General features: G+C 59.9%; 14 protein-coding genes. 1 reads left to right on the top strand and 13 read right to left on the bottom strand.

Annotated features, from left to right (window positions below; all coding sequences use genetic code 11):
* Positions 1-22 precede the first annotated feature (22 nt).
* The 11 genes from AXW79_RS13995 to asnS form a co-directional block, all read right to left on the bottom strand.
* Positions 23-1,126, bottom strand: a complete 1,104-nt coding sequence (locus AXW79_RS13995; protein ID WP_005312957.1) for a beta-N-acetylglucosaminidase domain-containing protein — start codon at positions 1,124-1,126, stop codon at positions 23-25.
* 41 nt (positions 1,127-1,167) lie between these two features.
* Positions 1,168-2,895, bottom strand: coding sequence for a potassium/proton antiporter (locus AXW79_RS13990; protein WP_005312960.1), 1,728 nt, complete (start codon positions 2,893-2,895; stop codon positions 1,168-1,170).
* A 279-nt stretch (positions 2,896-3,174) separates the two neighbouring features.
* Positions 3,175-3,321 carry a hypothetical protein gene (locus tag AXW79_RS23345; RefSeq protein WP_005312963.1) on the bottom strand — a complete coding sequence of 49 codons (147 nt, stop codon included), beginning with the start codon at positions 3,319-3,321 and terminating at the stop codon, positions 3,175-3,177.
* Complete coding sequence (locus AXW79_RS13985; protein WP_005312966.1) at positions 3,318-4,007, bottom strand: M15 family metallopeptidase; 690 nt, start codon at positions 4,005-4,007, stop codon at positions 3,318-3,320. The genes AXW79_RS23345 and AXW79_RS13985 overlap by 4 nt, the downstream gene beginning before the upstream one ends.
* Positions 4,004-5,131: a succinyl-diaminopimelate desuccinylase gene (dapE, locus tag AXW79_RS13980; protein WP_005312969.1), complete on the bottom strand. Its 1,128-nt coding sequence runs from the start codon at positions 5,129-5,131 to the stop codon at positions 4,004-4,006. Before dapE ends, AXW79_RS13985 begins: the two co-directional genes overlap by 4 nt.
* Before the next feature lie 19 nt (positions 5,132-5,150).
* Positions 5,151-5,501: an ArsC family reductase gene (locus AXW79_RS13975; protein ID WP_005312972.1), complete on the bottom strand. Its 351-nt coding sequence runs from the start codon at positions 5,499-5,501 to the stop codon at positions 5,151-5,153.
* Positions 5,502-5,717: 216 nt separating this feature from the next.
* The gene (locus tag AXW79_RS13970) at positions 5,718-6,629 is read right to left on the bottom strand and encodes a LysR family transcriptional regulator (protein ID WP_011898932.1); all 912 of its coding nucleotides are present in this window, start codon (positions 6,627-6,629) and stop codon (positions 5,718-5,720) included.
* A gap of 314 nt (positions 6,630-6,943) precedes the next feature.
* Positions 6,944-7,258: a hypothetical protein gene (locus AXW79_RS13965; RefSeq protein ID WP_005312982.1), complete on the bottom strand. Its 315-nt coding sequence runs from the start codon at positions 7,256-7,258 to the stop codon at positions 6,944-6,946.
* A gap of 359 nt (positions 7,259-7,617) precedes the next feature.
* Positions 7,618-8,274: a Dph6-related ATP pyrophosphatase gene (locus AXW79_RS13960; protein WP_005312985.1), complete on the bottom strand. Its 657-nt coding sequence runs from the start codon at positions 8,272-8,274 to the stop codon at positions 7,618-7,620.
* A gap of 161 nt (positions 8,275-8,435) precedes the next feature.
* On the bottom strand, positions 8,436-9,779 hold the full coding sequence (locus AXW79_RS13955) for an anaerobic C4-dicarboxylate transporter (RefSeq protein WP_005312988.1): 1,344 nt from the start codon (positions 9,777-9,779) through the stop codon (positions 8,436-8,438).
* 367 nt (positions 9,780-10,146) lie between these two features.
* Entirely contained in the window at positions 10,147-11,547 is a 1,401-nt protein-coding gene (gene asnS, locus AXW79_RS13950) for an asparagine--tRNA ligase (RefSeq protein ID WP_005312990.1), read from the bottom strand.
* Positions 11,548-11,741: 194 nt separating this feature from the next.
* Here asnS and AXW79_RS13945 point away from each other — a divergent pair, with 194 nt between their 5' ends.
* Complete coding sequence (locus AXW79_RS13945; RefSeq protein ID WP_011898929.1) at positions 11,742-12,092, top strand: hypothetical protein; 351 nt, start codon at positions 11,742-11,744, stop codon at positions 12,090-12,092.
* Here AXW79_RS13945 and AXW79_RS13940 read toward each other — a convergent pair.
* Together AXW79_RS13940 and bioA are read right to left on the bottom strand one after the other, a co-directional pair.
* On the bottom strand, positions 12,089-12,901 hold the full coding sequence (locus tag AXW79_RS13940) for a HAMP domain-containing protein (protein ID WP_005312995.1): 813 nt from the start codon (positions 12,899-12,901) through the stop codon (positions 12,089-12,091). The two genes, AXW79_RS13945 and AXW79_RS13940, sit on opposite strands and share 4 nt — an antisense overlap.
* 135 nt (positions 12,902-13,036) lie before the next feature.
* On the bottom strand, positions 13,037-14,311 hold the full coding sequence (bioA, locus tag AXW79_RS13935; protein WP_005312997.1) for an adenosylmethionine--8-amino-7-oxononanoate transaminase: 1,275 nt from the start codon (positions 14,309-14,311) through the stop codon (positions 13,037-13,039).
* Positions 14,312-14,353: the final 42 nt, after the last annotated feature.

Genomic DNA, 14,353 nt, shown 5'->3' with positions numbered 1-14,353 from the left:
GTGGCATCTGGCGTGGCTTGTCTCAGTCGGTCAGGCAGTCAGGATCAAACACATATTCACCGGCCAGCCAGCGCAAGATTTCGTTTACACACACCTGATCCTGAAACGGCAGGTAACGGCGCTTGAGATGGGCGATCTGCTCCTGGGTGAGCAGGGCCAGCCCCATGTCCTGAAACAGCGGCAGGTCTGCCTCTATCATCGCCGAAATCTGCGGCCCGCAGGTGGCATTGAGGGAGGCGTGCAGCGCCTTGTCAGCATCATACTGCTTGCCGAGCCGGTAGCTCATGGGCAGGGTGGCGAGCGGCAGCACAGAGAGCGCCGCCTGCTTCATGGGGTTGACTGCGTGGCCCGCGACCAGCTCCACAAGTTCTGCCGGACGATTCTCGAAGGCGCGCAGGTGCAGGAAGCTGCTGGCCTTGCTACCATCGTTGACCGGGTAGTTGTCCCACAAAAAGGGTTTGCGCCCGAGCAGCTCGGTCACCTGTTTGAGGTGGGGGGCCGGGTATTCGCTGGAGCAGACCCTGGGGCCTGTCCAGAAGATCTCGAAACGGCGGTCGAGTTGCTGGCCTATATCCTCCAGATAGCGGGGGGGCATGGCGCCGAACACCTTTTCCAGCACGGGATCCGTGGAGTAGTAGCTGGGGCAGAAGATGAGACGGCCGGCCTTGCTGTGGGCCGCAATGTCGTGGGCTATGGTGAGCTGGTGGTGGGCCAGATCCGGGGTATCCCCCTTCATGTCGTCGAACAGCACAGCCAGTATGTCAGGCTGCAGCGCTTCGTCGATGAGGCGCACCTTCTCCAACAGGGCCGGGCGCTTGCGATCATAGTCGTGGTGGGCACCCATGGGGCTCAAGCCCACCCCGAAGGCGAGGCCGTTGTCGCGGCACTGGCGGGCCAGCTGGCGCAGAGCCTCGAGCTCGGCTTCTGGCCAGGGCAGGGCCCAGTGCTTGCGCAGATAGCCATCTTCTTTCGGGGCATAGATGTAGAAGCCGTAGCCGTGGCGTGGCAGCCATTGAGCGTAGCGGGCGCGGGCTTCCCAGCTCCAGCCCTTGCCAAAGAATCCCTCTATCAATCCCAGATTGGGAAAAGGGGGTTGCAGGCCAGACAACTCGGTTTGGTAAGGCATAATGAACTCCCTGCTCGCAAAGGCGGGTCAGACGATGTGCGTCAGACCGGGTCTTCTTCCTGAAAGCGCACCCCTATCTTGCGGGGCTTGCCCTCTTCCATTTCGGCCACTGTCCAGATCAGGCCCTGCCATTCGACCTGATCGCCGACTACCAGATTATCGCCCAACTGGTCGGCAAGAAAATCGCCAAGTGTCTGATCCGCCACCTCGCTCACATCCAGCCCGTAGAGCGGAGCCAGGTCCACCATATTGGCGGCCGCCTCCAGCAGGAAGTCACCGAAGAAGCGCGGACCCAGATCCTGCTCAGGAGCCTGACTGAACAGCTGGCCGAGAGCCGGCAAATCTCGCTCGTGTCCTATGACGCAGAGGATGTCATTGGATTGCAGGCAGGTACTGCCCGAGGGGTGCAGCAACTCCTGATCCCGGAACAGGGCGCAGATGCGGGTACCCTTGGGCATGCGCAGATCCCGCAGGGGCGAGCCGATGCACCACTTCTCGGCGCTGAGGCGGTAGACGAAGGTCTCCCACTGGCTGTCCAGATCTATCTCAAGCCCGGATCGGTTGATGGGTGACGGCGGTGCCGGTACCTCAACCCTGGCCAGCTTTGATGCCAGCGGCAGCGAGCTGCCTTGCAGTATGAGGGAGACCAGCACCACGAAGAAGGCGACATTGAAGTAGAGCTGGGCGTTGGGCAGCCCGGCCATCATGGGGAAGACCGCCAGTATGATGGGCACGGCGCCGCGCAGCCCCACCCAGGAGATGAACCAGCGCTCGCGGGGGGCGAAGTTCTTGAACGGCAAGAGGCCAATCCAGACAGAGACGGGACGGGCAAACAGTATCATCCAGGCGGCGAGTGCCAGCGCCGGCAGGGCGATGGGCAGCAGCTTGTGGGGGGAGGCCAGCAGTCCCAGCACCAGGAACATGCCGATCTGGCTGAGCCAGGTCAGGCCATCGAGTACCGACAGCGTGGTACTGCGACTGCGCAGGGAGAGGTTGCCGAGCAGCAGGCCGGTGAGATAGATGGCGAGTATGCCGCTGCCTCCGATGGCCGTGGTGAGGGCGAAGATGAGCAGGCCACCACTGACGGTCAGCAGGGGATAGAGGCCCGGAGCCAGCCTGGCGCTGTTGATGAGTTTCCACAACAGCCAGCCGCCGCCCAGACCTATGCCGGCACCGAGGCCAAACTGCTTGCCCAGTTGCAGCAGCAGGAAGAACCAGTCCAGCCCCTGTTGGTTGGTGGCAAGAATTTCGATCAGGGTGACGGTGAGAAACACCGCCATGGGGTCGTTGCTGCCGGACTCTATCTCCAGGGTGGCACTGACCCGCTCGTTGAGGCTGCGCCCGCCGAGCAGGGAGAAAACAGCCGCCGCATCGGTGGAGCCGACGATGGCGCCGATCAGCATGCCCTGCATCAGATTGAGGTCGAACAACCAGGCGGCGGCCAGACCGGTCAGCCCTGTGGTGATGGCCACGCCGACGGTTGCCAGCGAGAGCGCTGGCCAGAGTGCGACCCGAAAAGAAGAAACCCGGGTACGCATGCCGCCGTCGAGCAATATGATGGCGAGCGCCAGGTTGCCCACCAGATAGGCGACCGAGTAGTCAGCGAAGTGAATGCCCCCCGGCCCATCTTCCCCGGCCAGCATGCCGACCGCGAGAAATATCACCAAAATGGGGATACCAAGGCGAGAGGAGAGCGCGCTCAACAGGACACTGGCTCCCACCAACAAGGCCGCGACTAAAAAGAAACTGTTGATGGTGACGGCATCCAATGGCGAACTCCTTCTGTCAAAATGCAAAACAGGCACATTATATGCAGTTTGTTGGGCGCGGTGTGGCTTAATTGTGCATTTATTTGCAGTTTTTTACATTTTCAGTGCTGCCAGGAACTGGGTTTTTACCTTGAAGATGGCGGGAAGGAAGGGAGAAAGAAGTCCTGTTCTATGTGAACGGGATCACTGAGCCATCATCAGGATGGGGAGGGAGAATTCCGCCCTCGTGAAAAGCAGCAGGGGCGCCATAGTGGCGCCCCTGGCGGGCTGAGAGGACGATCAGTCGTCCTCGTCATCCTTGACTTCCCGTATCTTGTCCTTGTATTTGGGCAGCTGTTTCTCCAGCTGCTTCATGTCCTTGATGGCATTGAGAAACATGCCAAGCAGGAAGAGCAGTGGCAAACCAATCCACAGCCAGAGATTCATGGGGTTTTCCTTTCGTCAGGACAGGTGGTGACATAACGGGCCAAAATCTCGTCAAGATGGGCCAATATGGTTGACTTGCCTTCAATATCCGCCTGTTGCAGGCAAAGCGCCAGCGCATCCGGATCCAGCCGCTGCTCCCGGGATTCCAGCGCGAAGCTGATATGCCAGGGTTCGTAGGCGACACCGCTTTCGCTACCCACAGGTCTGGCATAAGGCAGGAAGAAGCCGAAGTCATTCATGTGGTCGGTCAGCCAGTCGCCGAGGTCGCTAAACCAGCCACCGGCTTCATACTCCCAGGGCTCCAGCGCCAGCTTGGTACCGGCTGGCAGGCAGTCGGGATCATAGATGTCCAGATCCGTGCCCCAGTGATGGCGGCTGGTGCCGGGCAGGGCGCTCCAGCGCAGTATGGCGTGCAGCCGTTCGCACTCGCTCAGTTGCAGCGTATCCATAGGCTGGTTGTCGGCATCCAGCAGGGGGCGCTCACCGCGCCACTTGCCATTCCAGATGGCGAGCTGACGCTCGAAGCTGCGCCAGCTGGAGGCCGCCTGCAGGTTGTGCCCTTCATGGGCGGCAGCCACCTGCATATCGTTGAAGGCTGCTGCAGTGGCAGCGGTCAGGCGATGGGGCCCGCGTCCCACCAGAACAAGGTGACTCTCGTCGAGCCCCAGCAGTTGTTCCTGTGTCATGCCAGCAATCTCTCGAGTACCCCTTGGTACATCTCTGCCAGCAGATCCAGATCCTCGGCCTTCACGCACTCGTTCACCTTGTGGATGGTGGCATTGACGGGCCCGAGTTCGATCACTTCGGCCCCTGTGGGGGCAATAAAGCGCCCATCCGAGGTGCCGCCCGTGGTGAGCAGGGCCGGTTGCTGGCCGTTGACCGCCGCTACCGCCGCCACTGTGGCCTCCAGCAGGGCGCCGGTATCGGTCAGGAAGGGCTGGCCGGAGAGGGTCCATGTCAGCTCGTAGTCCAGACCGTGTTTGTCGAGCAGGGCCTGGACGCGTTCACGAATATCCATGTCGGTCAGTTGTGTGCTGAAGCGGAAGTTGAATTGAACCTGCAACTCCCCCGGAATGACGTTGGAGGCGCCGGTGCCGGCCTGGATATTGGCAATCTGGAAGCTGGTGGGGGGGAAGTAGGCGTTGCCTTCATCCCATACCGTCGCGGCGAGCTCAGTCAATGCAGGCGCCGCCTTGTGGATGGGGTTGTCCGCCAGATGGGGATAGGCCACATGCCCCTGCACGCCACGTACCAGCAGATCACCTGTGATGGAGCCACGTCGACCGTTCTTTACCACGTCCCCCACCACATGGGTGGAGGAGGGCTCGCCGACGATGCACCAGCGGATCTTCTCGTTGCGCGCTTCAAGGGTGTCGATGACACGCACTGTGCCATTGATGAAGGGGCCCTCTTCATCCGAGGTGATGAGAAAGGCGATGGACCCCTTGTGATCCGGATGCTCGGCCACGAAGCGTTCGACGGCCACCACCATGGCGGCGAGGGATCCCTTCATGTCGGCGGCGCCGCGACCGTAGAGCACGCCATCCTGGATGGTCGGTTCGAACGGCGGTGTGTGCCACTTCTCCAGCGGCCCGGCCGGTACCACATCGGTGTGGCCGGCGAAGCAGAACAGGGGGCCTTCGCTGCCACGGCGCGCCCAGAGGTTGGTGGTGTCTTCAAACACCATGGGTTCGATGACGAAGCCAAGACGCGCCAGGCGTTCGCTCATCAGGGTCTGACACCCTTCATCCTGCGGGGTAACGGAGGGGCGGCGGATCAGATCCTTGGCCAGTGCGATGACGTCCGACATCAGCGTTCCTTAAAAAAGTTTAACGAGAGAAGAGGGATTGATAGTGATCAGCCTTGAAACCCAGGGTCAGCTCGCCGTCCCGATCCAGCAGCGGGCGCTTGATCATGGCGGGATGTTCCAGCAGCAGTGCGCGCGCTTTTGCGGTATCCAGCCCCTGCTTTGCTTCATCCGGCAGGGCGCGGAAGGTGGTGCCACGGCTGTTGAGCAGAGCTTCCCAGCCAAGCTTTTCCAGCCAGCTATCCAGCGCGGCGGGATCCAGGCCATCGGCCCTGTGGTCGTGAAAGCGGTAGTCGATGCCAGCCTCGTCCAGCCACTTGCGGGCTTTCTTGATGGTGTCGCAGTTCTTGATGCCATAGAGGGTGGTGGCCATGGGGAGTCCTTGTCTGCGGGCGTGGGCCCTGAAAGCTGAAACTTGAGATCTGAACATGAAATCAAGGAAAGGCCCGATTCTGGCATTGTGGCGATCTCAAGGCAACGCTGGCGCTGCGACTCGGGGGATTTTACCAGGGGAGTCGCCAGCCAAAGGGCCAGAGTCAAACGCAGTGGCGAGGGGAAAAGAGCCCGGCGCACGGGGCGCCGGAGGGGATCATAGCTCGCAGAGGGATTGGCACCAGAGATGCAATTCTGACTCGAACCAGTTGAGCATGGCGTGGTTGTCGTCGCGGCGATGGCGGATGAGGCTGACCTCGAAGGTCGGCAGGGTAAAGCGGGTCTCGTACTCCACCAGATCCAGCAGCGGCATCAGCGGGCGCAGCACCCTGGCTGGCGAGGTCAGCAGCAGGGGGGCATAGGGCAGTATGAAGGGCGCTGCCAGAAAGCTCTGCACTATCAAGGGGGTATGGCGGGTCATGCCGTGCGCTGCGAGCAGGTCATCGACTATGCCACCTTCGCTGCCACGGGGGGCGACCAGCAGATGCTGTGCCTTGGCGAAAGACTCTATGCAGAGCACCTGACCCTGAAAGGGATGGCTGCTGTGGGCGGCGCAGATCAGCTTGTCTTCAAACAGCGGGATGCGGCGAAAGCGACCGGGTACCTCGTCCTGCTTGCTGATCACCATGCTGACAACCCCTTCGTCGAGCTGGTCCTCGTAATCTGCATTGAGGGGCACCATGTGGATGCGCAGGTTGGGCGCTTGCTGCTGCAGGCGCCCCAGCAGGCTTGGCATCATCACATATTCCACATAGGTGTGGGCACCGATGCGCAGTACTCCCTCGAACTGGCTCGGGTCGTGCTGTTCGGGCTGGCTGAAGGTCTGCTCTATGTCGTGCAGTATTTCCCGCAGTGGCAGCAAGAGTGCCTGTGCCCTTGCGGTAGGCTCCATTCCCAGGGGGGTGCGGATCAGCAGGGGATCGTCATAGAGCAGTCGCAGGCGGGCCAGAGCCCGACTGACGGCTGGCTGGCTCATGGCGAGTCGCTCGGCGGCCTTGGTGGTGTTGCGTTCCTCCAGCAGGGCCTTGAGCACCACCAGCAGGTTGAGGTCGACGCCTCGTAAATTCATTCTGTGCATAATGGAATACTAATAAATCATTTCCTTAAGCAGGGCCTTCACTTTAGTCTCACTCCCGTCGATGGTCAGCATGAAGCTTGGATAAATCAGCGATTTATACAAACCCATGTTGTCCTGTTACCTCTTTCGCGTGGTGCCGGGGGTGGCAAGATTCGACAGCCTGAACTCTTTACTCTGGTCATCCAGAGCGTTGCTTGCTTAGTACCCGCCTTTGAGGCGGTTTTTTTTTGCCTGCGCTTCAGGAAAGCGGGCCCGAAGAAGTACAAAACGCGCCAGCGGGCGCGTTATGGTGATGAATGTCTGGATCAGGGGGCAACAGGCCATTGGTAGTCAAACACCCTGGCACGCTCCCAAGGAGCGTCCGGCAGGCCGGAGGAGAGGCCGGTGTATTTGCCCACATCGTCCACCACTATGGTGGAGAGGATCGGCAACTGGTGTTCGGTGCAGTACATGCGGATGCGTTGCAGCAGGGTGCGCAGCTCATCCTGGCTATTCTCCAGCCCGGCCTGCCTGGCCAGTTTGGAGTAACGAATGGTAGTGCGTTCCTTTGCTGACTCGACGAGGATGTCCCATAGCTTGTAGTCGCAGGTTGTGGTGCCTGCAGTGGCTTGGTTTGTCATAACTCTCTCCGGCGCGAAATGGTCGCTGTATGTCGATGGGCATCTTGGCCAGTTCACTGGCCCCTGACGTTGATCCAGAGCAAAAAAGCCTGAGGTTCCTCGCCAGAATGCTTGGCAAAGGGATTCTAAAGCTTTGCTATTAGTTTAAATTTCCATTTTTTATTGTTTTTTTGGAGTTTTGTTCTGGCGAAGTGAGGCTCCGTCATGGTTGGCGACCAGGAGCAAGGAAAAACAGTGCCGTCTATGTCTGTATCCTCCTGTTACTGGCTCATATGGCCCTTTACCAAACCGCGACAGGACCAACGATTGAACCCGCTTGTTTGCCGCCAGCAGAAGAGCCTGCCTTCACCGCCGCTCGGCTACTCCTCCTCTTTTGCCAGGTAGGCCAGGTGTGCCTGCGCTGCCAGATGCCAGCCATCGAGCCCAAGAGGGGCGGCAAAGCCCGGGCCGTCGGTCACCATGGTGTGGTATTCCCCTTGTTCCCCGCACAGATCGAACCCCTGCCGGTCTGCCAGCGCCTTCAATTCAGTGATGGCGGATGCGTCCAGCACTCGTCCGACCCAGTCGGGTGCCAGCGTGCGGGTATCGACGCAGGAGAGGTGGGCGACGATGCCGCGCTCAAGCATGTCGCTCAGCAACGCTTCGCGAGATTGCTGCCAGAGCGGTGTGTGTACCTCAAGCCCCAGCGGGCGGCAGCGTTCGCGGATCCAGTTGCTGGCACCTCCCACACTGTCGATATCGCCGGTGACCACCCCATCGAGTTTCCACTCCTGCCGCAAGTCGGCCAGTGCCCTTTCATAGCTCTGATCGAATGGCGCTTCTATGGTAACCAGCTGGTGGGGCAGGCCCAGCGCCTCGGCCTGACGGCGTACCAGTGGCAGGGGATGAGCGAGAAAGCGGGGCGCAGGGGGGGCAAAGGTGACCAGAGCCACCACCTGATGCCCCTGCTCACGGGCATGACAGAGGGCCTGCATGGCATCTTTGCCGCCGCTCCAGAGCAGGATGACGCGAGACATGGAGTCGATTCCGATGGTGAAAGAGGGAGCATGCTACCCAGTGGCGGGGTCGCAGGTAAAGCCGTGGCGTGAAATCGTAACGGGAATAGGCAGGGGGAGAAAAGAGCAGGCCCCCGAAGTTGGGGGCCTGTGTGGCAATGGCGTGATAAACGCGGCTGGGATTACAGCAGTATGCTGGTCAGTACGTAACCCAGGGCGCAGGAGCTGCTCACCCCGATCAGCCCCGGAATGATGAAGCTGTGGTTGATGATGAACTTGCCGATGCGGGTGGTGCCGGAACGGTCGAAACCGATGCAGGCCAGATCGCTCGGGTAGGTCGGCAGCACGAAGTAACCGTAGCTGGCCGGCAGGAAGGCGATCAGCAGCTTGGGTTCCACCCCCAGCGCCAGACCCATGGGGGCGATGGCGGTCAGGGCGGCAGCCTGGCTGTTGACCAGCTTGGAGATGAGGAACAGCACCAGGGCGTAGGTCCAGGGCTGGGCCTGTACCACGTGGGACAGGGTTTCTTTCAGCAGGGGCATGTGGGCCTGGAAGAAGGTTTCGCTCATCCATGCAACCCCGAACACGGAGAAGATGGCGACCATGCCGGCCTTGAAGACAGCCCCGTTGGCGATCTCGCCCGGTTTGACCTTGCAGCGCATCAGAATGATGGCACCGGCGATCAGCATCATCATCTGGATCACCAGGTTCATGGAGAGAGGGCCTGTCTTGTCCTTGATGGTGAAGACGGGGCGCAGCCCTTCGTTGGCGCCAAGCAATACCACGGCAGCGATGGCGGCGAAGAAGATCCAGGTAGACCAGTAGGCCTCTTTCGGGAACTTGGTGTTGAGCAGGGTTTCACCGCCGCCATAGATGAAGGCGTGCTGCTCCGGATCCTTGATCCTGGCCTGAAACTCTTCATCCTTGTCCAGATCCTTGCCGCGACGCAGGCTCCACAGGGCCGCCATCATCACGCCGGTCAACGAGGAGGGGATGGCAATCATCAGGATATCCAGCAGGCCGTAAGCCTCACCGATACCGTGTCCGGCTGCCAATATGGAGACCATGGAGACCACGGCGACCGAGACTGGCGAGGCGCAAATCGCCATCTGGGAGGCGACGGAGGCGACCGCCATCGGCCGTTCCGGGCGGATGTTCTTTTGCAGCGCTATGTCGGAGATGATGGGGAACATGGTGTAAACCACGTGGCCGGTACCGCACAGGAAGGTGAGGGTCCAGGTGGTGAGCGGGGCCAGTATGGTGATGTATTGCGGGTGACGGCGCAGCAGACGCTCGGCCACCTGCATCATCAGGTTGAGGCCACCGGCGGTCTGCAGGGTGGCGGCGCAGCCGATCACCGCGAGTATGGTCAGCATGACTTGCACCGGCGGTTCGCCCGGTGTCAGGCCGAACACGAAGGTCAGCAGGAACAGGCCTATGCCACTGATGAGACCCAGTCCCATGCCCCCAAATCGGGTACCCAGCAACAAGCAGCCGAGTACCACCATAAATTCCATCAAGATCATTCCATTACCTCGCGTGATTTAATCCATATCTGTGCTGTGTTGAGCTCATGGACCGGGATTGTCTGTTTTTATTTAGCCCTAAAGGGTTAGTGGGTATTGTGCCCTTCTCAAAGGGGCAAAAAATTGAGGTACTTCAATAACTCATCGGTTTTTGATTTAACTGCATAAAAACCACGTATTAACATGATTGTTATTTGAAGGGGTTCTGGTTGGTATCATACGGGGCTGGTATCTTGAGGGGCAGTGCAGCAAGGCTGCAGCCAGAAGGGGAAGTGTGATTAATTGTGGTGGCTGCGAGGGGCGAATGCCGTGGTGCGGGCAACAAAAAGCCGACCCTGGGGTCGGCTTTGTCGGCAAAGGGCCGTTATCAGAATTCGGCGGTACGGGGTGTACGGGGGAAGGGGATAACGTCACGGACGTTGCCCATACCAGTCACATAGACTACCAGACGCTCGAAACCGAGGCCGAAACCGGCGTGCGGGACTGTGCCGAAGCGGCGCAGATCGCGATACCACCAGTAATCTTCCTTGTTCAGACCCATCTCGGCCATGCGCTGATCGAGTACCTCGAGGCGCTCTTCACGCTGGGCACCACCGATGATCTCGCCGATCCCCGGTGCCAATACGTCCATGGCGGCAACTGTCTTGCCGTCATCGTTGAGACGCATGTAGAAGGCTTTGATGTCTTTCGGGTAGTTCTTCACCACCACAGGAGACTTGAAGTGCTCCTCGGCCAGATAGCGCTCGTGCTCGGAGGAGAGATCGATGCCCCAGGAGACAGGGAACTCGAACTTCTTGCCACAGTTTTTCAGCACTTCGATGGCATCTGTGTAGTCGATCTGGGCAAAGTCGGAGGAGACGAAGCGTTCCAGACGACCGATGGCATCCTTGTCGACGTGCTGGGCAAAGAACTCCAGATCGTCGCGGCGCTCTGCCAGTACGGCGTTGAAGACGTATTTGAGCATGGCTTCGGCCAGGGCGGCGTTATCGTCCAGGTTGGCGAAGGCAATTTCCGGCTCAACCATCCAGAACTCGGCCAAATGGCGGCTGGTGTTGGAATTCTCGGCGCGGAAGGTGGGCCCGAAGGTGTAGACCTTGGAGAGGGCACAGGCGTAGGTTTCGACGTTGAGCTGGCCAGATACGGTCAGGAAGGTCTCCTTGCCGAAGAAGTCCTTGTCGTAATCGACCTTGCCAGCGTCGGTGCGCGGCAGGTTTTCCAGATCCAGGGTGGAGACGCGGAACATCTCGCCGGCACCTTCGGTGTCAGAGGCGGTGATGAGCGGAGCCGCAATCCACAGATAACCCTCTTCATGGAAGAAGCGGTGGATGGCCTGGGCCAGGCAGTTGCGCACCCGGGTCACGGCGCCGACTATGTTGGTGCGCGGACGCAGGTGGGCCTGTTCACGCAGGTACTCTATGCTGTGGCGCTTGGCGGCCATGGGGTAGGTGTCCGGATCTTCGACCCAGCCTACGACCTTGACGTCGGTGGCTTGCAGTTCGAAAGCCTGACCGCTGCCCTGGGAGGCGGCAACCACACCGCTCACTTCCACGGAGCAAGCTGTGGTCAGACGCAGCACTTCATTCTCATAATTGGCCAAGGTATTGGGGACAACTGCCTGTACCGGATGGAAACAGGAGCCGTCGGATACGGCCAAAAATGAGATCCCCGCCTTGGAATCACGGCGAGTCCGGATCCACCCTTTTACTGTCTGGGTGGTGCCAACCGCATATTTACCGGTCAGCACATCTACTACGGATGCGTGCGTCATCGAAATATTGTCTCCAGCTTGTTCTTGCAGCGCTATTTGAAACACTAGGGGTCTGGCCCGGGCATTCACTGGCCCATCATGGCAGACTAAGCCGACAATCTTACCCGCGCGGGTTTGATAAACAAGCAAAAATGTCGGACTCTGGAGGGGATTTATGCCCGGATCACCTCATGGCCGGGCCAGTGGGGCAGGGGATGGACGTGAAAGAGCGGCGACAGGGACCGGACTGGTTGACCAGAGGGCTGCAGGGCTTGGTGATCCTCTGCTGGGCGGGCTTTATCGTGCTGCTCTCCCTCTATCACTATGCGCGCCCGGAAGTGGCGTACGGTTTTCTGGTCTACGGGGGGATAGCAGTTCGCGATTATTGGGATCCCGTACTGACTCCCTGGCTGGTTTATTGGCTCTGGGGTTGTTGCCTGTTGACCCTGGCTGTGTTTTTGCTGGAGCGTAAACGCAGCCGACGACGGGAGGACTCACTGCACGTCAATCTGACCATACTGCTGCTGATTTTCATCGCCAGTTTGCTGTTCTACTATGCGGGCTAATCCTGCTTTTTGTCCGGCTTCGCCTGCGCGGCAGGGCGCTTGCCGAGCTGGCGTTCCACGCTGTCGAGCATCTGGTTGTAAGCCAGTGCCACCCGGCCAATCTCGTCCCCTTCATCCCCTTCCAAACGGTGACCGAAGTCATGCAGGTCGGTGGCCTCTTCCATGGAACGGGTCAACTGGTTGAGGGGGCGAACTATCCAGGTGCGAATGACCCAGAGGGTCAACAGCAGCCCCAGCCCGAAGATACCGGTGAGAATAAGCGCCGATGTGAGAATGTTCTGTTCGACCCGGGTAAAGAGGGTGTCGAGGGAGTAGTCAAAGCGCACCGCCCCCAGCACAGTGTTCTCCGGTACCAGATGGCAACTGGTGCAGTCTGTGCCGCGAAAATCTTTCTTGGCCAACAGCGGTCGGGTTACCACCAGCTTGCTGTGCATGCCGTCGTGCACCACCTCCAGGCTGCCCTTGCCCGCCAGCGCCAGTCGATCGTACTCATCCTTGCCCTGCTCTGTTTCGCGGCCCGGCCCGTATTGCTTGCTGATTGCATCACCGCGGACGATGCGGGCATCTTCCACGTGGGCGTGATCGAGGAACTTGTTTCGCAGTGTGTCGCGAGCGTCCATCTTGCCGGTCAGCATCAGCATGTTGAGGCCGTCGAAATAAGCTTCAGTCTGCTCGCGGCTCTGCTCTTTGATAAGCGTCAGTATCAGATCGCGCTCACGCACCGCCTGATAGGCCGCGGAGAAGACCAGTACCATGGAGAAGATGAACAGCAGGAAGAAGTTGATTTTGGCAGCAATGGAGAGGCGCATGGGAGCAGTACATCTGTTGGGTAAAACCCGCGCAGTCTACTCGTCATGGTCGCCCGGGTCTGGTGTCTTGCTCACATTCTGATAAAAAAGAGTCAAAAGGCCCTGCATTCTCATGCAGGGCCTTTTCATGCCGGCTTAGAACTCGCTGCTGGCGATGGCTTCATGGATGGCCTGGGTCAGCACACTCAATTGTGCCGGTGTGATGACGAAGGGGGGCATCAGGTAGATGAGTTTGCCAAATGGCCGGATCCAGGCACCTAACTCCACAAACTTGCGCTGGATACGGGCCACATCTACCCGCTCCTTCATCTCCACCACGCCGATGGCGCCAAGTACTCTCACATCGGCAACCAAAGGGTTCAGGGTTAGCCGCACCAGCTCGGTTTTGAGCTGATGCTCGATGGCCTGCACCCACTCCTGCCACGGCGAGGCCAGCAGCAGATCGATGGAGGCACAGGCCACGGCGCAGGCCAGCGGATTGCCCATAAAGGTGGGTCCGTGCATAAAGACCCCCGCTTTCCCGTCGCAAATCGTGCGGGCGACATGCTCAGTGGTGAGGGTGGCTGAGAGGGTCATGTAACCGCCGGTGAGCGCCTTGCCAAGGCACATGATGTCGGGGCTGATGCCAGCCCAGTCACAGGCAAACAGCTGGCCTGTGCGACCAAACCCGGTGGCAATCTCGTCGGCAATCAGCAGCAGGCCGAACTCGTCGCACAAAGCGCGTACCCATTGCAGATAGCGGGGGTGGTAGAAGCGCATGCCGCCCGCTCCCTGCACTATGGGTTCGAGGATGATGGCTGCGATCTCTTCATGATGGTCAGCGACGAGCGTGGCGAGATCCACCACACACTCTTCGTCCCACTGGGCGTGGAAACGGCAGCTGGGGGCCGGGGCAAAGTAGTGCTCGGGCAGGAAGCCCTGGTAGAGCTCGTGCATGCCGCCATCCGGGTCACAAACGCTCATGGCACCGAAGGTGTCGCCGTGATAGCCGCCGCGCAGTGTGACGAACTTGGCTCTGGGGGTGCCTTTGGCGTGCCAGTACTGCTGGGCCATCTTGAGCGCCACTTCCACCGCCACCGATCCCGAGTCGGCCAGAAACACCCGGTCCAAACCGGCCGGGGTGATCTCCACCAGCTTCCGGCACAGCTCGACCGCCGGGGCATGGGTCAGGCCGCCAAACATGACATGGGACATCTTGCTGAGCTGGGCGGTGGCGGCCGCGTCGAGTTCAGGCACCTGATAGCCGTGAATACAGGCCCACCAGGAGCTCATGCCATCCACCAGTTCGCGACCATCGGCGAGAGTGATGGTGACTCCTTTGGCGCTGTCCACTTCATAGCAGGGCAGGGGATGGGTGAGAGAGGTATAGGGGTGCCAGATGTGATTCAGGTCGAATTCTTGGTTGGTCATTTTGTGTTCTATTGTCAATTGGTCTGATCTGGTCGGTGTTGA

Origin of the sequence: Aeromonas salmonicida subsp. salmonicida (genome assembly GCF_001643305.1) — a bacterium.
GTDB classification, from domain to species: Bacteria; Pseudomonadota; Gammaproteobacteria; order Enterobacterales; family Aeromonadaceae; genus Aeromonas; species Aeromonas salmonicida.
This window is presented reverse-complemented; position numbering and strand designations above follow the sequence as displayed.